Raw genomic sequence first — 19,257 nt, 5'->3', positions numbered from 1 at the left:
GACGCCATCGGTCCATCGCGAAAGCTCGACCGGACGTCGCACTTCTCTCCGCCGCGCTTACGGCTGTTGGCGCGCTGAACGTCAACCCTCTTTATCCTGAAGAGGGGTCAATCAAAACTATGGCATGGACCATAAGAGCTTCTAGCCATGCCGTCAGTCGATCAGGCGCCAGCGCAGCGTTTCGCCGGCATGGAAGGGGACGAGGCTGATCCCGCCTTCCGCCAGCGCATCCGGCACGACCACATCCTCACGCTTCAGCGTCACCCTGCCTTCATTCAACGGGAGGCCGTAGAAATTGGGGCCATGTTCCGACGCGAAACCCTCGAACCGATCGAGCGCACCTTCTTCCTCGAACACCTGGAGGTAGCTTTCCAGGGCGAAGGGCGCGTTGAAGATACCGGCGCAGCCACAGGCCGATTCCTTGCGGCCGATCGCATGGGGCGCGCTGTCGGTGCCCAGGAAGAATTTGGGCGATCCCGACACTGCCGCCTTGCGCACGGCCAGTCGATGCTGTTCGCGCTTGGCGACCGGCAGGCAATAGGCATGGGGACGGATGCCACCGTCGAAAATCGCGTTGCGATTGATGATGACATGCTGGGGCGTGATGGTCGCACCGATCAGCGGCCCGCTCGCTTCGACGAAATCGACTGCCTCGGCCGTGGTGATATGCTCCAGCACGATCTTGAGCGACGGGTAATCGCGCACGAGCGGCGTCAGGACGCGATCGACGAACACCGCCTCGCGATCGAAGATGTCGACGTCCCGGTCCGTCACCTCGCCATGGATCAGCAATGGCATGCCGATCTGCTGCATGGTTTCCAGCAGGCTGGACAGGCGACGAATGTCGGTGACGCCATGGGCGGAATTGGTGGTGGCATGGGCCGGATAGAGTTTGCAGGCGGCAAAGACGCCCTGCGTATAGCCGCGCGCAATTTCCATCGGATCGGCGTCGTCCGTCAGGTAGCAGACCATCAGGGGCGTGAAATCCGTGCCCGCCGGCAGTGCCGCCACGATCCGATCCCGATAGGCCAGCGCCGCATCGACGCTGATGACCGGCGGCGTCAGGTTCGGCATGACGATCGCGCGGGCGAACTGGCGCGCGGTATGATGGACGACGGCATTCAGCATGTCGCCATCGCGCAGATGGACGTGCCAGTCGTCGGGACGGCGGATTGTGATCTGGTCTGTCATGCGGCCGCTCTAGCCGATCGGGCCGCGGCTCGCCAAGTCCATCTTGTCGGTTCGCAACCCCCCTGTCGAACGGCCTTCATACCGCCCCTTGATCGCGCCATGGATTCGATATAATTATGATATCATAATTTATGGAGAATCATGTCCATGTCCGTGCTTCAGGCCACCCGCGAGCGGCGCATCACCACCCTGAGCGGCTACGCCATGCTGCTGGTCCCGCCGCTCTGCGTCGTCGGTGGGTTGGCCGCCATCGGCCTGCTCGGCACCGGACATGAGGCGATCGGCGGCTTGATGCTTCTGCTGTCCATCTCGCTGTTCATTCTGACGCTTGCCGGCTTCTACCTGATCCAGCCGAACCAGGCGGCGGCGATCCTGCTGTTCGGCGATTACAAGGGCACCGATCGCACGCCGGGCCTGCGCTGGGTGCTGCCCTGGCTGACCCGGCAGAAGATCAGCGTGCGCGTTCACAACGTCACCTCCGAAAAGCTCAAGATCAACGACAAGCGCGGCAATCCGGTGGAAATCGCGTCCAACGTCGTCTGGCGCGTCACCGACACGGCGCAGGCCCTGTTCGACGTCGACGACTATAAGGCGTTCGTGGAAATCCAGATCGAAAGCGCGGTGCGGGCAATCGGGTCGCGCTATCCCTATGATGATTTCGAGCATGAGGAAAAGACGCTGCGTGGCGATGGCGACCATGTCGCGGACGAATTGCAGGCGGAATTGCAGGACCGGGTCGCGCTCGCCGGCGTCACCGTGGACGAATGTCGCCTGACCCATCTTGCCTATGCGCCGGAAATCGCCCAGGCGATGCTGCGCCGCCAGCAGGCCGAAGCCGTCATCGCCGCCCGCACCCGGCTGGTCGAAGGCGCGGTGACGATGGTGGAACTGGCGCTGGACCAGCTATCGGCCAAGAATGTGGTCGAACTGGATGACGAACGCCGCGCCGCCATGGTCAGCAACCTGATGGTCGTCCTGTGCGGCGAGCGCGACAGCCAGCCGGTGATCAATACGGGCACCCTCTACCAATAGGCCCGGATCGTGGCGAAGGACGATATCGCCCCGCGCAAGGCTTTCCCCCTGCGGCTGGACCCGGCGCTGTACGAGGCGCTGGAACGCGGCGCCGCGGCCGAATTTCGCAGCGTCAATGCGCAGGTCGAAATGCTGCTGCGCGAAGGGCTGCGGCGGCGCGGCGTGAAACTGGCGGAGCCCGACAAGCGGCGGCGCGGACGCCCGCCGAAAGAAGAGTGATTGCCGCACCTGCCAAACCCTCGCCCCGGTTGTCCGGGCTATTGGGCCGCGCACAAACGCTATGGGATTGGGTCTTCGGTAACGATTGACGGATAGGGTTGCGGGTTCGCGCTTTTTTTGATGCTCGCGACGTTTTAGACGGCCCTGTCGGGCTTTGCTGTGGCGCCACCTATCAGTGGATAGGTGGCCTTGTAGTGATAGTGCTGGACATGCGCTTGCTCGCGAAGGCTATCGCGGCACTGGTTCGGAAATTTCGCAAACGATCATAACCGTAGGTCACACACACATAAAACTCCAAAAAAAGCCTTATAATATCCGACGTTAGTCGGCATTCTCTCCGCCCAGACTTATGGGTGCCATATAGGAGAATCGCTTCATGACGATTGCCAGAGCGGCCATCTGCCGCGGGCCGGGCCAGCCGTTCGTGATCGGGGAGGTCCGGCTGGACGATATCCGGCCTGACGAGGTGCGGGTGCGGATCGTGGCCTGCGGCATCTGCCATACCGACCTGGCCGTGCGCGACGCGCAACTGCCGGTCCCGCTGCCGATCGTCCTGGGCCATGAAGGCGCCGGGATCGTCGAGGCGGTCGGCAGCGCCGTCACCGCCNCTGGCCGTGCGCGACGCGCAACTGCCGGTCCCGCTGCCGATCGTCCTGGGCCATGAAGGCGCCGGGATCGTCGAGGCGGTCGGCAGCGCCGTCACCGCCGTCCGGCCCGGCGACCGCGTGGTGATGAGCTTCAACTCCTGYGGCCAGTGCCCCAGTTGCACGGTCGATGCGCCAACCTATTGCTATGCCTTCGTCCAGCATAACTGGTCCGGCGTCCGTGCCGATGGCAGCCCCACGCTGTTCCATGACGGCGCACCGATGAACGGCCATTTCTTCGGCCAGTCCGCCTTTGCCACCCATGCCATCGCCCATGAACGCAATGTCGTCCGCGTGCCCGACAGCATGGACGACGTGCCGCTCGACATCCTCGCGCCGATCGGCTGCGGGCTGATGACCGGCGCGGGSGCGGTGCTGCGGGCGATGAAGGTGCGCGCCGGACTGCCGATCGCGATCTGGGGCGCGGGAACCGTCGGCATGGCCGCGATCATGGCGGCCAGGATCGCCGGCGCCTTTCCCATCATCGCCATCGACCTGCATGATGCCCGGCTCGACCTTGCGCTGGAACTGGGCGCTTCGCATGCGATCAACGGCCGTGCCGATGTGCCCGCGCGCATCGGCGCGCTCTGTCCGGCGGGCCTGGCCTATGCCTTCGACACGACCGGCGTCAACCGCCTGATCGAACAGGCCGTGTCCCTGCTCGCGCCGATGGGCATCGCCGGCCTCGTGGGCGCATCCGATCCTACGGACATGCTGACCTTCAACGAGGCCGCACTGATGGGCGGCGGGCGCCGGATCATGGGCATATTGGGCGGCGACAGCGACCTCCAGACCTTCCTCCCCGAACTGATGGACCATTATCGCGCCGGCCATTTCCCCTTCGACCGGCTCATCGCCCATTTCACCCTCGACGACATCAACCAGGCCATCGCCGCCACCGAAAACGGCACCGTCGTCAAACCCGTCCTGCGCATNCCTCTGGCGCCTGGATCGTGCCCCCTTCGACCGGCTCATCGCCCATTTCACCCTCGACGACATCAACCAGGCCATCGCCGCCACCGAAAACGGCACCGTCGTCAAACCCGTCCTGCGCATCTCAGAGGAATAGGAGGAGCGATCCGATCGCCCTTCCATATCAGACTGGCAAAACGTTCATATATTTCATAAAGTTACCAAGTAATCTCGTTCTTACAAATATCATTTCACATTTCAGAATATTTCATATATACGGACAGTTGTTAGTCGATCATCGAACAAAGCCTATAATCGGGACGACTGAATCGCAGGAGGAGAGGAGGTATTCGCCACGATAGGCGATATTAATATGCCTGTTCATTATTTACATTGAAGTCATCATGCTATGATCCGTGTGATCATATCTGTCGCTCGTCCAAAAATGCTCCGCTTCAGCAAATCATTATTTCATCTGTAGCGTCGAGCCTGTTCTTCTGACCGTCGCAATTCAGTCAAAATAAAACGGCAGAATTTTAGCTATATTGTATCATAAGCATACAAATGGGAGGATATAGTGGTAAATAAGCAGCTCTTGTTGGGAACCAGCATGGCCGTGCTGGCCTGTCTCGCCGCAGCGCCGGCCGGTTGGGCACAGGAACAGGCCGTCACCCCGCCCGCTGCGGCGGACATCATCGTCACCGCCCAGTTCAAGTCGCAGAAATTGCAGGACACGCCGCTCGCCATCACCGCCATGACTGGCGAGGCGCTGGAAGCACGCGGCCAGACCAATATTTCCGAAGTCGCGGCGCAGACGCCCAACGTCACGCTGGCGCCGCAAAACGGCTATCTTGGGCCCGGCATCATCGCCTTCATCCGCGGCGTCGGCCAGTCCGATCCCAATTTCGCGCTCGAACCGGGCGTCGGCATGTATATCGACGATGTCTATCTGCCGACATTGACCGGATCGCTGCTGGACCTGATGGACCTCGACCGGGTCGAAATCCTGCGCGGCCCTCAGGGTACGCTGGCCGGTCGAAACTCCCTCGGCGGATCGATCAAGCTCTATTCGGTCAAGCCCAAGGGTGACGGCAGCGGCATGCTGGAAGCGACCTATGGCAGCTATAACCGCATCGACATGCGTGGCTATATCGACCTTAAACTGGCTGAAAACCTGTTCCTGCGCGTATCGGGCGCCAGCAAGAACAGGGACGGCTATGTCAAACGGCTCGACTATGCACTGACCCATCCGGGTTCCAATGTGCCGACCCAGGCGACCGATGCGAACCCGGAACTGGGCACACTGGGCGGGCAGAGCTTCATCGCGACCAAGGCGGCCGTGCGCTGGCTGCCGACCGACACGGTCGAAATCAACGTCTCGGCCGACTATACCCGCCAGCGGGACGAGGCCGGCGCCAGCGTGCTGATCTTCGCCAACAAGGCCGGCGTCTTCCCCGGCCCCAGCGCGACCGGCGGTCCGCGCCCCTGGCTGGCCGGCGTCAATGGCGCACCAGTGGCGCTCAATTGCGCCTTCGTCGCCTTCGGCGCCAACAGTTGCGACACCCCGCCTTCGGGCTACAACAAGAAATTCATCAGTTACGCCACCTTCACCGACAATGCCACGCGCGACGGACAGATGGCCTATAAGCCGCTGTCGCTCGACCCGCATTCGGACCTCGACAATTATGGCTTCGCCGGCACTGTCGACTGGACCATCAGCGATACGCTCGCGCTCAAGTCGATCACATCCTACCGCCATTATGAGGCCGACTGGTCCTTTGCCGAGGGCGCACCGGTCCAGTCCTCCATGTTCGAGCAACAGCAGACCAATACCCAGTGGAGCCAGGAATTGCGGCTGAGCGGCACTGCGCTCGATCGCCGGCTCGACTATACGGTGGGCGGCTTCTATTTCGATACGAAGGGCAAGTTCACCGGCCGTATCGACCTCAACTATGCCGGCATCGACTTCCTGCATGGCCCCGATCCGACGCCTGCCAAGAACAAGGCGCTGTTCGCCAATGTCAGCTTCAAGCCGGTCGATGCGCTGACGCTGACGGGTGGCATCCGGTCGTCCTGGGACGAAAAGGATTATGGCTATGTTCGCCGCAATCCGGACGGCACGGCGATCCAGGGGCCATGCGCATTCTTCCTGGGCGCGCCGACCGCCGGCCCGACGGGCGTGGGCAACGCGCCCAACTGCCTGCTCTTCGGCCTCAATGGCCTGGGCGCGCATTTCAAGTCGCAGCGCACCGACTGGCGCATCGCGGCGGACTATCGCTTCTCGCCCGCATTCATGGTCTATGCGCAGGTGTCGACCGGCTATCGCGCAGGCGGCGTCAATCCCCGCCCCTTCTACCCCAGCCAGGTGCGCCCCTTCTCCCCGGAAACCATCACCGCCTATGAAGCGGGGTTCAAGTCCGACCTGTTCAATCGCATGCTGCGCTTCAACGTCTCGGCCTTCTTCAACGATTACAAGAATATCATCCTGACGGTGTTCAACTGCCCGACCGATGCCGGGACGGAAGGCACACCCTGCCTCCAGCCCACCAATGTCGGGTCGGCGGACGTCAAGGGCATAGAGTTCGAAACGATGTTCCGGCCGACCAGCCGGCTCAGCTTCGACGGGTCGCTCAGCTATCTCGACTTCAAATATACTTCGCTCGGCAGCGCCAATACCGGCGTCACGATCGACATGGTGCCGCCCTTCACCCCCAAGTGGAAATGGAATGCCGGCGCGCAATATGATGTGCCGGACGTTCTGGGCGGGGAACTCAGCTTCCGTGTCGACGGCAGCTATCAGTCGCATATCTATGTCGACGCGATCAACACGGATGCCACCACCGTATCGACCACCGATGCCGGTGCGGGCGGCGGGCCGCTGCCGACATTGGTCGCGACCAGCCGGATCGACGGCTATTTCCTCGCCAATGCCCGCGTCACCTGGCGCAGCGGGGATGATGGCTGGAGCGCCTCGCTCGAAGTCCGCAACCTGACCGACAAATATTATTTCTCCTCGATGAACACCAATTTCAGTTCGGTGGGCGTGCTGTCCGGCGCGCCGGGCCTGCCGCGCACCTGGGCGGTGACGCTCAGGAAGCAATTCTGATCGGCCAACGGGCGGTGCGGCCTTTGCCCGCATCGCCCTTTCTTTACGAGGTTCCCATGATCCGCCTGTCCCTGCGCCTGCTGGCGCCCCTGATGCTGACGGCCATAGCCATGCCATCGCCCGCCGCCGCACCGACCGACATTCCCGCCGATCCCGTCATCCAGATGCGCGAACATTGGCTGGATGCCGACATCAACGCCTTCAATTTCCGCCATTCGGCCGATATGTTCGAAACCCGCGCAGTGCCCCATGGCGACACCGTCCGTGCCCTGCCCGACGGCCAGGCGATCACCCCACCCGCCTTCCGGCAGAATGGCGTCACCCGCAGCTATGACGAATGGGCGCGCCGCACCTATACCAACGCCATCATCGTCCTGCGCGATGGCAAGGTCGTGTTCGAAGAATATCGCAATCGCGCCCGCCCGTCCGATCGCTTCATCTCCTTCTCCATGGCCAAGTCGATCACGTCGCTGCTGATCGGCATCGCGCTGGATCAGGGCAAGATCGGCTCGCTTGACGATCCGGCCGGCAAATATGTCCCCGAATTGCGCAAGGGCGCCTATGGCGATGTGACGATCCGCCAGTTGCTTCAGATGCGGTCAGGCGTCGACTATGACGAACGCTATGACTTCGGCGAGAAGCCGAGCGTCGCCGCGCTCATCCATCGCCACGCCATCGTCCTCAATGAGGAGCGCTTCGCCGATCGCGCCACCACCATGACCCGCGTCGCAAAGCCCGGCAGCCGCTTCAACTATGCGACGCTGGATACCGCCGTGCTGGGATGGGTGCTGGAACGCGCCACCGGCCAGTCGCTCGCCAGCCTCACCGCCACGAACCTGTGGCAACCCGCCGGCATGGCGGACGACGCCTTCTGGATCGCCGACGGGCCGGAGGGGAAGGGGCGGGAATTGTCCGGCATGGGCTTCAACGCCACGCTGCGCGACTATGCCCGGCTTGGTCAGTTGATGCTGGACGATGGCCTGCGCGACGGGAAAGCGGTGCTGCCGCGCGGCTGGATGAAGCAGGCGACCAGCATGATCCCGTTCGCCCAGCCCACCCCCCTTGGCGGGCGCGGCTATGGCTTCCAATTCTGGCAACTGGACGATCAGCCGGGTGCCTATACCGCCCTGGGCCTCGCCGGCCAGTTCATCTATGTTCATCCGCAAAGTCGCACGGTCATCGTGAAGCTGAGCCACTATCCCCTGCCCGAACCACCCCATGTGATGGGGGAGACTCTGGCCTATTTCCAGCAGTTGGTGCGCCTGGCGCCCTGACCGCACCACTGGAAGGCAACATCTCTGAAGTCAGGAAAGGCGGGGTCTGACGGCCCCGCCTGCTATCGTTCCGGCCGCGCCAGCATACCCCGTTGATCGCCGCTGTTTCCGAATGTCCGACAAATACTGTAACCATTCGCATTTGTCGTTGCGTATCGTATACTTTCGTTCAAAGCAGGTCTTCCAGCAAAGACAGGCCGTTGTTCGCAGCAAGCATGATCGGAAGCATCCATAATCGCAGGCTGATCGGCTGCACCATGTTGTTGCTCACCGGCGGCGAGGCGATGGCGCAGGGCGTAAAGCCAGCGCCGGCCGACCCGATCGTGGTCAATGGCGGGCGGCAGGTCGGGGAGACGCAGCCACTGCGCCATTTCGACGCGGAAGAGTTGCGGGCGATGGGCATCACCAGCATCAAGGACATGATGCAACGGCTGGGCGCGCAACTGAAGGGCGCAGATGGCGCCAACCCAGTCTATGCCATCAACGGGCGACGGCCGCTGGACGACGAGGAAGTCCAGAGCCTGCCGTTCGACGCGATCCAGTCCTTCGACCTGCTGCCGCAGGAGGCCGCGTCCGGCATAGGCTATCCGCCCAACCAGCCGGTCATGAACTTTACCACCAAGGCGAAATTCCAGGGCTTCGAGGCGATGGCCAACGGCCAGACCAGCACGGATGGCGGCGGCGGCACCGTGGAGGGGCGCTTTGCGATGACCCGCCTGCGCGGCAAGAAACGCCTCACCTTGTCCGCCACCCTGTCGCGACAGAGCGAATTGCGACAGGATCGGCGGTCTATCCGTCCCGATCCCAGCCTTCCCTATGGCCGGATCGGCAATGTGACCGGCGCGGGCGGCGGAGAAATCGATCCGCAGTTGAGCGCGCTGGCGGGCAGTCCCGTGACCATCGCCGCCGTCCCGCTCGATCCCGATGCGCGACAGACGCTGGCTGCCTATCTGCCCGGCGCCAACCAGCCCCTTGTGACCGATCCGGGCGCCTATCGCAGCCTCCAGCCGCGCCAGCGCACGATGAAGGTCGCCGGCTTCTTCAGCCAACCGATCAGCGAACGGACCACTGCCGCGATCAGCCTCTCGATCGAACGGCAGCGTAGCTGGTCGCTCCAGGGCCTGGGCACCGCGTCCCTCCTCGTCCCAGCCGGCAATGGTTCATCGCCCTTTACCGGCGACATCTGGCTCAACCGCTATCTGGACGAGGTGCCGGCGCTCACGCAGAATGGCAGCATCTGGACGCTGCATGCCGGGCTGGGCCTTATCGGAGGGTTCAGCGGATGGAACTGGTCGCTCAGGCTCAACCATGATCGCAAGCGCAGCCAGACCGACAGCGATCTCGGCTTCGACACGACCGGAATCCAGGACGCGATCCTGCTGGGCGGCGATGCCTTTTCGCCCTTCTCCACAGGGCAGATCGGCGCGGCGATCCGCGACCGCTCCCGCTCGATCATCACGACGAACGATGCCCAGTTGATCCTCAACGGTCAGCTCCTGACCTTGCCGGCCGGGCCGGTCGCGGTGACGACGACGTTCAACGCGCAACGATCCAGCAGCGACAGCCAGTCACGCGCCTTCCCCGACGCCAACACCGTCCTCTGGCGCAACCAGGGCGGCAGCAGCCTCGCGGCGACCATCCCCATCGCCTCGGCCGCGGACAATGTCCTGCCCTTCCTCGGCCGGCTTTCGGTCGACCTGTCGGGCGGCGTCAATGCGGTCAGACGCTATGGTCCGCTCTATACCGCCCATGCCAGTCTGGTCTGGACACCGGTAAAGCGCGTGCAACTGCTGGCGACACTCAGGCGGGCGGAAACGGCCCCGATCCTCGACCAACTGGGCGCTCCCCGCATCGCCACGCCGAACATGCCCTTCGTCGATCTTGTGTCGGGGGAAAGCCTCTTCGTCACATCACTTTATGGCGGCAATCCGGACCTGTCGCCTGAACGGCGGCGGACGCTGACATTGACTGCAAATATCCAGCCGCTGCGGACCGATGCCTTCCGCGCCAGCCTTATCTATGAAGATGCGAAAATCCATGACCAGTCGGCGACCCTATCGGTCCTGACACCGGCGATCGCGGCGGCGTTCCCCGATCGTTTCCTGCGCGATGCCGCGGGACAACTCACCACCGTGGACCTGCGCCCGGTCAATCTGCATCGCGAACGGCAGCGGACGGTGAAGGCGACCCTGTCCTTTGCCGGTCCGATCGGCCCCAAGCCGGAAAAGCCGCCGGAGGGCCAGCCGCCCAGCATGACCTATCTCTATGCGTCGCTGACGCCGGCGCTGCGACTGGAGGATCGCCTGTCGCTCAGCCCCGGCACGGCCCCGCTGGACCTGCTGGACGGCGACAATATCGTGGCGAGCGGTGGCCGTCCCCGTTGGGATGTGCAGGGGGACATGGGCCTGTACCGCAACGGCATCGGCATGTTCGTGCAATCCGTCTGGCATTCGGGCAGCCGCGCGCGCAGCATGATCGACACGGCGGACCTGCGCTTCGCCAGCCTTGGCACCACCGCCCTGACCATTTATGCCGACATGGAAAGGCTGATGCCCAAGACAGGCTGGGCCAAAAAGCTGATGATCGACGCCAGTATCCGCAATATCGCCAATGCCCGGCCAGCCGTCCGCGACCGGCTGGGCGATACGCCGATCAGCCAGCAACCCGCCTATCTCGACCCCCTTGGACGGGTCGTCAGCCTGCGCCTGTTCAAACGTTTCTGAATCGGTCAGGCTGGCAAGCTAAAGGCGATCGGCACGGTGAACTCGATCCGTTCGCCGGGCAGTTCGGCCGGCGCGCGGGGGTAGGGTGAGGCGCGACGCAGCATCGCTTCGGCTTCCTCGTCCAGCACCGCGTTGCCCGATCCCTGGATGACGGCGCCCTCCAGCAACAGGCCCGCGCGGTCGAGGACGAAGCGGACCTGAACCTGCCCCTCCTCCCGCCGCATCCGCGCGCGACGAGGATAGACTTTATGGGCATAGAGCCAGGAGCGGACCTTGGCGGCGTAGCTGCGGCTGGTGCCCGGCGGCGCCTTGACGTCGACGCCGTCGGCTGCGCCGCGCCTTGCCGGTGGCGCAGCGGCGGACGCGGCGGCGGCCATGGCCGGACGGGCGGGTTGGGACGCGACCGGGACGGCAGTAGCAGCGGACGCGGCGGCGAGTTGGACCGGCTGCGGCACGGAAAGGCGCGATGGCACCGCCACGACCGGCGGCGCGACAGCGACAACGGGCGCAGGTTGCGGACTAGTCCGCTGAGGCGGGACGGCATCGCGCATATTCGGTGCCGCCGTCTCCGCCTCTTCCTCGCCCTGATCCACCCCCTTGAGCAGGGCCATGGACAGCACCGTTATCGCCGGGGTCTCGGTCCGCCGGCCGATATGCCCCATGCCCAGGTTGAGCAGCGCCGCGATCAGCAGGGCGTTGACCAGCAGCGAAGCCGCTGCCGGTCCACCGATACGGAAGGGATGCGCTGCCCCGGCCACGGCGTCAGAACGTGTTGGCCACGGTGAATTTGAAGCTCTGCCCCTCCGCCGCGAGCGCGGACAGGTGGCGGCGATACTGTTTGTCGAAGACATTATCCACGGCGATGCGGAACTCGAACCCTTTGGCCGCGCCGCTCTGCGGCTTGAAGGCGAAGAAGAGGTTGTGGACGGTATAGCCGGGCGTCGCCAGGCCCGAACCGGCCGAAGCGAAGCTGCCCGGCGTCACCTTGTCCTGCCGCTCGGCAAACTCGCCGGTCCAGCCGCCCGACAGCCCCGTGCCCGCATCGGCATAGCCCAGCGTCAGGCGATAGTCGTTCGCGGGAATCGTGTTCAGATAATCGCCGGTCAGACGGTTCTTGCCGTCGATGAAGGAGGCGTTGCCGCGCGCGAAGAAGCCGCCAATGCCATATTCGGCCTCGACCTCCAGCCCCTTGAAGCGCGAGCGGTTGATGTTCTGGAAATAGGGCGTGCCCGCCGCTGCCGACACATTGACGATCAGATCCCTGACGTCGTTCTGGAACAGCGTCGTCTTGGCGCGGAAGCGATCGCCCTTGCCCAGCATATCGTCGAAGGACAGGGTAAAGCCAAGCTCGACATTGTCGGATTTCTCCGGCCGCAGATCGGGATTGTTGGGCCGGGTCGCCGAACGGGTGAAGATTTCATCCACATTGGGCATGCGCACGGTGCGCGCCACCGACCCGAACAGGCCGAACCATGGTGTGAAATTATACAGCGCGGCCAGTTTGGGCGACACGCCGCTGTCCGTCACATCGTCGGTCAGGCGCGCCCCGCCGACGACCGTGGCGCCGGGCTTGAGGCTGGTCCAGTCGACGCGGACGCCCGGCATGATCGTCAGCTTGTCGGACCAGACGATCTCCAGTTGCCCGTACAGGCCATAGCGGTCCATGTCGCCTTCGGGATGGGTACCCGCGCCCGGCGTCACCGTACCGTCCAGCGCGACGCGCGGGTTACGCCGTGCCTGCGTGCTCCACTGGCCGCCCAGGATCAGGAAGGTCGTCCAGTCGCCGCCGAGGTCGAACTCGCTGCTATTCTGGACCTTCGCCTGCCAGCTTTCATAGGAGAAGTCGGAATAGGCGAGCGGGCCGAGGAACGTGGTTTCGGTCTGGTGCACCTTCGACAGCGAATAGGCGACCTGCGCCTCGATATTGAAGATCTTGCTGCCATCGAAATCGTTCACATAGCCCAGCACGGCGGTCTTGTCGTGGACGCGGCGGCGCATCAGGCTGTTGCCGGTGGCGGCTGAAATCTGGTCATAGACCTGCGGCGCGTCGCTGATCCAGTCCTGATAGCTGGCCCAGATGGCGTGGTTTTTATTGCCGCCGATCGCAACACGGCCCTTGACCAGCCAGCTATCGGATTGCGTCGCGGAGGCGGCGACCGTGTCGCCATTGCCGCTTTTATAATCGTCGGTGCGGCGATAATTGTAGCTGCCCAGCAGTTCGACGCCCTCGGTCGGCTGGACCGCGACGATGCCCGACAGGGTACGTGCCTGCGCATTGGTTTCGGTCGCGGCCTTCAGGCGCACCGCCAGCGGATCGCCCTCCCCCAGGAAGTCGGACGCATCCTTGGTCGTGAAATTGACCACGCCCGCCAGCGCGCCTGCGCCATAGAGGGTCGAGGAAGCGGGGCCGCGCAGCACTTCGACCCGCTTGTAAAGTTCCGGTTCGGTGAAGAGCGCGCCCATGCGATATTGTTCGTAGAATTTGGTGACGCCATCGACCGTCAGCAGGATACGATTGTCGCTGTCGCCGATCGCCGTGCCCATGCCGCGAATGTTGAAGCCCTGCCCCAACTGACCGACGCCGCCCTGGACGTTGACGCCCGGCATGGCTTCCAGCAGGTCGCCGATGGTGGTCGCCTGGGTCTGGTCGATATCCTCCTGGTCGAGCGTGCTGACCGCCTGCGGCGTGTCGATCGCGACCTTTTCCGTACCGGCGGAAATAACCATGCGATCCAGCGCCATGCGCACGGTTTCGGGCGCGTTGGCCTCATCCTGCGCCAGCGCAGGGATCGGCGCGAGGATCATCACGGTCCCCAGCAACAGCTTCAATCTCGTCTTCTTCATGGTTTGCGGCCCCCTTTTGGCGATAGGCGATGGGGCGTGGACGCCCCGAACGGCCTCGCACCTAGCAGGTAGAAATGATATTGCAAGTGAGTCTCATTAGTTATATCTGCCGGCGTCGAAAGGGGAATTCATGAAACCATCGCTATGCCGTTCCGCTGCCCTGCTGCTGACTCTCGTCGGCGCTTCTGCGGCGCAGGCCCATATGCCCTATGTGCTGCCGACCCTGTTCGATCTGGGCAAGGGCGACCATGTCACTGTCCAGTCCGCCTTTGCCGAGGATGCCTTCCTGCCCGAAGTCGCGATGCGCGACGCGCCCTTCCATCTGGTCGGGCCGGACGGAAAGTATCTGCCGACCGGTCCCGTCACCCATTTGCGCGACCTCAGCGTCTTCGAGGCCGCGATCCCCGCCGATGGCACCTACCGCGTGACCAGCGGCCAGCGCGCCGGGCGCAAGGGCAAGATGTTCAAAGTCGGCGACAAATGGGAAATGCGCGGCGAAGGCGGCGAACCGCCGGCCAATGCAGAGCAGGTCGATGTGCAGAGCATGACGCTCGCCGACGCCTATGTGACCCGCGGCCAGCCAACCGACGCAGCGCTCAAGCCCCTGGACAAGGCGCTGGAAATTCAGGCGATCACCCATCCCAACGGCATCGTTGCCGGGTCGAGCGCCAGTTTCGCCCTGCTGTTCGATGGAAAGCCGCTCCCGCAAGCCGACATCACCTTGTTCCGCAGCGCCGGCCTCCATGACGGGCGCAAGGTGGTTGCACAGGTCAAAAGCGGTTCCGACGGCCGGTTCAGCCTGAAGCCGGAAGATGCCGGCACCTACCTGATCCTGGTGCGTCATCGCGGCGCGGCCCCGGCCGGGTCCGAAACGCCCTTTCGCAGCTACACCTACACCCTGACCTTCGACGCGGCCTGATCGCCGCGCCCCTTCCATTCGACGGAGCCTTCCATGAAAATCCATCTGCCCCTCGCCCTCGCTCTGCTTGCGACCGCCGGCACGGCCATCGCCGCCCCGCATGAAGGGTCGGCCTTCATCCACGATTATGACGCCAATCATGACGGCCAGGTCACGCGCGCCGAGTTCGACGCCACGCGCGTCGCCCGTTTCAAGGCGACCGACGCCAATGGCGATGGCTGGGTGTCCGAAGACGAATATGTGCAGGAATATAGCGCCCGGCTGGAGCAGCAACTCGCCGCCTCCGACCGCAGCGAGGACAAGAAGACCGAGGAACGCCAGCGCCAGATCCGCCAGACCCATGTTCGCTTCGGCGTGCTGGACAAGGACAAGGACGGCAAGATGATCCAGGCCGAATATGATCGCTCGGGCGCGCGCGCCTTTGCCGAGCAGGATAATGACAAGGATGGCATCGTCACCGCCACCGATGCCGCCGCCACGGCCGCGCGCCAGCTTGCGGCGCGCCAGGCGGCCGAGAAGACCGCTGACAGGGCCGATCGCTGAAGACAGAAAAAGCGGGGCCGCACCCTCTGCGGTCCCGCTGTCTCCCGCCTATCCCTCAGAGCGCATGCTCATCCTCGATCGTGATGTCCGCCAGCTTGCCTTCCACCATCCGCTTGCCCGGCTTCGCCTTGCGGAACGGCTCGAAACTCGCCCGATCCGCGTCGAACGCCATGTCCCAGGGAATATCGTCGCCCCGGAAGATCGGCGGCGCATTGTTCGACCAGAGCAGCGATCCGAACCGAAAATCCCAGGCTCGCGGTACCCAATTATCGTCCAGATAATCGGTATCGGCGTGATATTCGGCCTCCCCCGCCTTTCCCGGCATGTCGCAATAATAATAGATGGCCGACGAGATGCGATGCCGCGAGATGCCGCCGCTGCTGTTCATGGTGGCATTTTTCCAACCCTTCGCCTCCATGATATTGGCGCCCAGCATCACCTCGTCGATATCGTCCATGCCAAAGGCGATGTGCATGAACTTGAAATGATCCGGCGCGATCGGCAGGTCGCAATTCACCCAGAAGATCGCATGATGTTCGAACGTGCCGGGCGCGCGCGCGAAAATGCCCGTGCCCTTGCTGTGATCGACATAGCGAAAGCCCATGTGCCGCTCATAAAATTCAAAGCTGCCGACATAATCGGGCGAAAAGAACACCACATGGTTGATCGTCTTGGGAATGGCGCGACGGCGCCAGATGCGATGCTGGTTGAAACGGGGATGATGACCGGGCGTGTTGACCGGACTGGCCTCGCTCACCACCGGCCGTTTGGCCCAGACCTGCACGGCGATCGGCTGGCCATCGGGGCAGAGGCAATGCACCGTGCCGTCCGCATCGCGCCGTACCGCGACGTCGGTGGCAAGGCTCGCCGCGATCCGCTCCAGCCCCTCTGCGTCGGCCACCCCCCATATGGTTTCCTTCAGGCCATCGCCGGGAAAGGGATCGGGCGAAGGCAGGCGCGGATCGCCATGGCGGTAAATCACGACCCGCGACCCTGACGCCAGTTCGAATATCGCCTCATCGTCATTGGCGCGCAGCAGCGGCAGTCCGAAATCCGTCCAGAACCGCTGATGCTCCGCCAGGTCGGCAACCCCGAAAACCGCGCTCGCTACGCCCAAAATGCTCATGATCGCTCCTCATCCATTCTCCCTTTTATGAGGAGTGCGCCTGCCAGCCGAAAACGCATTTCATGGGACGCAGCTATCTGCGGAACAGGAAAGACAACAGGAACAGGATCGTCCGCAAGTCGAGCAGCTTCAATGCCGCCCGCGCCTCGGCCGGGGTCAGCTTGGCCACCATCGGCATGGCGCCGAAAATCTTCCCCCGGATGATGAGGGCATTGCCTTCCCGCGCGATCCTGCGAACGCTCATCAACTCCTTGTCCTGCGCGTCCAATATCTTCATCGCCGGCGCTTTTTTGTCCTTCATTGCACCGCTCCTGCACACACCTTGTCGAAATCCATGTCCATATCGTCCATCATCTGGATCGCCGTGGCGCGCCCCGCGCCGAACACGCCGCCGCCCGGATGCATGAACGGCCCGACCAGATAGAGCCCCTCGATCCCCGGCACGCGCAGATGGCCCAGGTCCGGCGTCGGGCGATGCCCAACCGACTGGTAGAAGAAGGGCGCGCAGCCATGGATATCCCCTTTCAGGAAACTGGCCGGGCTGTCGCGCTCATGGTCGACCGGCGATCGTATCAGCCGTCCGCTGATATTGTCGTCGGTCAGGTTGGAGTAGAATTTGCGATATTGCGCCAGCGCCTTGTCGGCTACCTCCTCCTTGCGCGCATCCCATGATCCGGGACCGCCGGGATAGAGGTCATAGGGCGCGAAATTCACGCCGTAGAAAATGCCGGCGCCATCGGGCGCACGGCTGGGATCGAAGATCGTGTTGTCACCGCCCGCGATCAGCCGTTCCGACACCTCGCCCCGCCGCAGCTTGTCATATTCCAGCAGCATGTCGCGCATGGTGTAGAAGTCCATGAGTTCGGTCATCATGGCATTGGTGTCATTGCCGACCCTCAGCTTCAGCCGCTCCTTCAGCGTCAGATGGGTGAGGTTGATGGAAAAGGTCGACTGGGTGACGCGCTCCGCCCGTTCCAGCACCGGTTCGGGCGTTTCGGACACGAATTTGCGCAGCACATGCGGATGGATCGCGCCGATCACGCCATCCTTGGCCTGGACCGTCTCGCCGTCGATCAGTTCCAGTCCGGTCGCCTTGCCGCCGGACACGATCACCCGGCGCACCTCGGCATTGCAACGCACTTCGCCGCCGAAATGCTCGATCGCGCGGACCAGTGCATGCGACAATTGCCCGGACCCGCCCTTGGGCATGGAACAGCCATAGGCGTGGATGATGCCCGGCATCAGGAACGCGCCCATGCCGGTGCCCAGTTCGTCGGGCATCTGGAGATTTTCCGTCACCATCCGCACGATGTGCAGGCGCAGCAGGTCGCTTTCGAAATATTGGTTTACCACGTCCAGCGCGGACCGCTGCATGACGTCCAGCAGAAACCGCCCCTCGTCCGACTGGTCCATCATCGCCACGAACGCGCCCATCGGGAAGGGCGGCGCGTAGAGGCCGGACATGAACATCGGCAGCGCCGCCATGCTGGCCTGCGCGAACTTGCGATAGGCTTCGGCATCCTTGGGAGAGAAAGCCGCGATTTCCTCGCAGGTCCGGTCCAGATCGCGCCAGGACCGGACGACAGTACCGTCTTCCCAGATCGACGCATGGGGCAGTTCGGGATAGATATATTCCAGCCCGAATTTGGACAGCAGGCCCAGTTCATCCTGACGCAGCATCGGATTGCCCTGGATCATGATGTGCACATTGCTGTGCTCGTCATGCCAGAATCCGGGCTGGATCAGTTCCCGCGTGGAAACCCCGCCGCCATAATGCGGCTTGCGCTCCAGCACCAAAACCTTCTTGCCGGCCTTGGCCATATAGGCCGCGGCGGTCAGGCCGTTATGGCCGCCGCCCATCACGACGATGTCATAGCGGCTCATGGATGCTCTCCGAAAAAGGCCCGGAATTGCGCGATGCCCGGCACATGGCTGGCGCAGCCGCCATCGGCGACCAGCAATTGCCCGGTGACGTTGCGCGCCGCGTCGGACGCCAGGAAGGCGACGACCTCGGCAATATCCTCCGGCTCGCCCAGCCGGTCGCGCAGCGTTTCCGCCTCGACTGCCTGTCGAAGGGCTGGCGGGAAGGCTTCGCGCAGGGCAGGCGTCAGTGTCATGCCGGGTGCGACGGCGTTGCAACGCACGCCCAGCGCGCCGTGGCTGGTGGCGATGGAGCGCGTCATCTGGATGATCGCCGCCTTGGACGCGCTATAGGCCGCCTGAATCAGATGCCCCTGCAAGGCAAGGTTGCTGACGGTATTGACGATATTGCCGCGACTTGCCCGCAGATGCGGCAGGGCGGCGCGACAGGCGATCATCGTCCCGCGCACATTGACCGCATAGGTCCGGTCCCACAGCGCCGTCCCCATATGCTCGATATCGCCATCCTGCCGTGCGATATCGGGTCCAAGCAGGGCGGCATTGTTATGCAGGATATCCAGCCGTCCATGATGGTCCACCACGGTCGCCACCATGGTCTGGATCGACGCTTCATCTTCCAGGTCGAGCGGCACGGCGATCGCACCGGGCAGCCCGTCCGCCAGCGCCCTGGCGGCGTCGATCGCGATATCGGCGATCGCCACCCTGGCGCCCCGCGCCGCCATCAATCGCGCCGTGGCGGCGCCGATCCCGCCTGCGCCGCCGGTAATGACCGCCACCTTTCCATCGAGACGGATTGCATCCGACACCATCGCCCTCTCCTTTGCTTGATCTTCTGGCAAAGCA

General features: G+C 63.6%; 14 protein-coding genes and 2 pseudogenes. 9 read left to right on the top strand and 7 right to left on the bottom strand.

Annotation, left to right across the window (positions count from 1 at the left end; genetic code table 11):
- Nucleotides 1-153 precede the first annotated feature (153 nt).
- Nucleotides 154-1,191, bottom strand: coding sequence for a dihydroorotase (gene pyrC / locus ASE85_RS21175; protein ID WP_056693563.1), 1,038 nt, complete (start codon nucleotides 1,189-1,191; stop codon nucleotides 154-156).
- A 147-nt stretch (nucleotides 1,192-1,338) separates the two neighbouring features.
- Here pyrC and ASE85_RS21170 point away from each other — a divergent pair, with 147 nt between their 5' ends.
- The 7 genes and pseudogenes from ASE85_RS21170 (at nucleotide 1,339) to ASE85_RS21145 (ending at nucleotide 11,101) form a co-directional block, all read left to right on the top strand.
- Nucleotides 1,339-2,223 (top strand): SPFH domain-containing protein, encoded by an 885-nt coding sequence (locus tag ASE85_RS21170; protein WP_443018558.1) that lies wholly within the window; start codon nucleotides 1,339-1,341, stop codon nucleotides 2,221-2,223.
- Between the two features lie 9 nt (nucleotides 2,224-2,232).
- Nucleotides 2,233-2,442: a toxin-antitoxin system HicB family antitoxin gene (locus tag ASE85_RS21165; RefSeq protein ID WP_235523653.1), complete on the top strand. Its 210-nt coding sequence runs from the start codon at nucleotides 2,233-2,235 to the stop codon at nucleotides 2,440-2,442.
- A gap of 376 nt (nucleotides 2,443-2,818) precedes the next feature.
- A pseudogene (locus ASE85_RS24160) lies at nucleotides 2,819-3,049 on the top strand (alcohol dehydrogenase catalytic domain-containing protein); the annotation flags it as partial.
- Between the two features lie 124 nt (nucleotides 3,050-3,173).
- A pseudogene (locus ASE85_RS21160) lies at nucleotides 3,174-4,021 on the top strand (zinc-binding dehydrogenase); the annotation flags it as partial.
- Nucleotides 4,022-4,575: 554 nt separating this feature from the next.
- Nucleotides 4,576-7,104, top strand: coding sequence for a TonB-dependent receptor (locus tag ASE85_RS21155; protein WP_235523652.1), 2,529 nt, complete (start codon nucleotides 4,576-4,578; stop codon nucleotides 7,102-7,104).
- A gap of 56 nt (nucleotides 7,105-7,160) precedes the next feature.
- The gene (locus tag ASE85_RS21150; protein ID WP_056693554.1) at nucleotides 7,161-8,378 is read left to right on the top strand and encodes a serine hydrolase domain-containing protein; all 1,218 of its coding nucleotides are present in this window, start codon (nucleotides 7,161-7,163) and stop codon (nucleotides 8,376-8,378) included.
- A 215-nt stretch (nucleotides 8,379-8,593) separates the two neighbouring features.
- Nucleotides 8,594-11,101 (top strand): TonB-dependent receptor domain-containing protein, encoded by a 2,508-nt coding sequence (locus ASE85_RS21145; RefSeq protein WP_056693551.1) that lies wholly within the window; start codon nucleotides 8,594-8,596, stop codon nucleotides 11,099-11,101.
- A 5-nt stretch (nucleotides 11,102-11,106) separates the two neighbouring features.
- Here ASE85_RS21145 and ASE85_RS21140 read toward each other — a convergent pair whose 3' ends face one another.
- Complete coding sequence (locus tag ASE85_RS21140) at nucleotides 11,107-11,859, bottom strand: energy transducer TonB (RefSeq protein WP_056693548.1); 753 nt, start codon at nucleotides 11,857-11,859, stop codon at nucleotides 11,107-11,109.
- 4 nt (nucleotides 11,860-11,863) lie between these two features.
- Complete coding sequence (locus ASE85_RS21135; RefSeq protein ID WP_056693545.1) at nucleotides 11,864-13,945, bottom strand: TonB-dependent receptor domain-containing protein; 2,082 nt, start codon at nucleotides 13,943-13,945, stop codon at nucleotides 11,864-11,866.
- A gap of 130 nt (nucleotides 13,946-14,075) precedes the next feature.
- Between ASE85_RS21135 and ASE85_RS21130 the strand changes: the two genes are divergently transcribed.
- Nucleotides 14,076-14,864, top strand: a complete 789-nt coding sequence (locus tag ASE85_RS21130) for a DUF4198 domain-containing protein (protein WP_056693542.1) — start codon at nucleotides 14,076-14,078, stop codon at nucleotides 14,862-14,864.
- Nucleotides 14,865-14,897: 33 nt separating this feature from the next.
- Nucleotides 14,898-15,407, top strand: coding sequence for a hypothetical protein (locus ASE85_RS21125; protein ID WP_056693539.1), 510 nt, complete (start codon nucleotides 14,898-14,900; stop codon nucleotides 15,405-15,407).
- A gap of 55 nt (nucleotides 15,408-15,462) precedes the next feature.
- On the opposite strand, the gene ASE85_RS21120 is transcribed toward ASE85_RS21125, so the two are convergent.
- The 4 genes from ASE85_RS21120 to ASE85_RS21105 form a co-directional block, all read right to left on the bottom strand.
- Nucleotides 15,463-16,533 carry a VOC family protein gene (locus tag ASE85_RS21120; protein ID WP_056693536.1) on the bottom strand — a complete coding sequence of 357 codons (1,071 nt, stop codon included), beginning with the start codon at nucleotides 16,531-16,533 and terminating at the stop codon, nucleotides 15,463-15,465.
- A 73-nt stretch (nucleotides 16,534-16,606) separates the two neighbouring features.
- A complete protein-coding gene (locus tag ASE85_RS21115) occupies nucleotides 16,607-16,834 on the bottom strand; it encodes a hypothetical protein (protein ID WP_056693533.1) in 228 nt (75 codons plus the stop codon).
- A complete protein-coding gene (locus tag ASE85_RS21110; protein WP_056693531.1) occupies nucleotides 16,831-18,417 on the bottom strand; it encodes a phytoene desaturase family protein in 1,587 nt (528 codons plus the stop codon). Before ASE85_RS21110 ends, ASE85_RS21115 begins: the two co-directional genes overlap by 4 nt.
- Nucleotides 18,414-19,223: an SDR family NAD(P)-dependent oxidoreductase gene (locus ASE85_RS21105; protein ID WP_056693527.1), complete on the bottom strand. Its 810-nt coding sequence runs from the start codon at nucleotides 19,221-19,223 to the stop codon at nucleotides 18,414-18,416. Before ASE85_RS21105 ends, ASE85_RS21110 begins: the two co-directional genes overlap by 4 nt.
- Nucleotides 19,224-19,257 lie beyond the last annotated feature (34 nt).

Source organism: Sphingobium sp. Leaf26, from assembly GCF_001421665.1.
Classification (GTDB): domain Bacteria; phylum Pseudomonadota; class Alphaproteobacteria; order Sphingomonadales; family Sphingomonadaceae; genus Sphingobium.
This window is presented reverse-complemented; position numbering and strand designations above follow the sequence as displayed.

Bases quoted from the DNA above. Each gene is read 5' to 3' on its own strand.
- ASE85_RS21135 (WP_056693545.1), bottom strand. From the start codon at position 13,945: ATGAAGAAGACGAGATTGAAGCTGTTGCTGGGGACCGTGATGATCCTC.
- ASE85_RS21120 (WP_056693536.1), bottom strand. From the start codon at position 16,533: ATGAGCATTTTGGGCGTAGCGAGCGCGGTTTTCGGGGTTGCCGACCTG.
- ASE85_RS21110 (WP_056693531.1), bottom strand. From the start codon at position 18,417: ATGAGCCGCTATGACATCGTCGTGATGGGCGGCGGCCATAACGGCCTG.
- pyrC (WP_056693563.1), bottom strand. From the start codon at position 1,191: ATGACAGACCAGATCACAATCCGCCGTCCCGACGACTGGCACGTCCAT.
- ASE85_RS21130 (WP_056693542.1), top strand. From the start codon at position 14,076: ATGAAACCATCGCTATGCCGTTCCGCTGCCCTGCTGCTGACTCTCGTC.
- ASE85_RS21170 (WP_443018558.1), top strand. From the start codon at position 1,339: ATGTCCGTGCTTCAGGCCACCCGCGAGCGGCGCATCACCACCCTGAGC.
- ASE85_RS21115 (WP_056693533.1), bottom strand. From the start codon at position 16,834: ATGAAGGACAAAAAAGCGCCGGCGATGAAGATATTGGACGCGCAGGAC.
- ASE85_RS21150 (WP_056693554.1), top strand. From the start codon at position 7,161: ATGATCCGCCTGTCCCTGCGCCTGCTGGCGCCCCTGATGCTGACGGCC.
- ASE85_RS21145 (WP_056693551.1), top strand. From the start codon at position 8,594: ATGATCGGAAGCATCCATAATCGCAGGCTGATCGGCTGCACCATGTTG.
- ASE85_RS21105 (WP_056693527.1), bottom strand. From the start codon at position 19,223: ATGGTGTCGGATGCAATCCGTCTCGATGGAAAGGTGGCGGTCATTACC.
- ASE85_RS21125 (WP_056693539.1), top strand. From the start codon at position 14,898: ATGAAAATCCATCTGCCCCTCGCCCTCGCTCTGCTTGCGACCGCCGGC.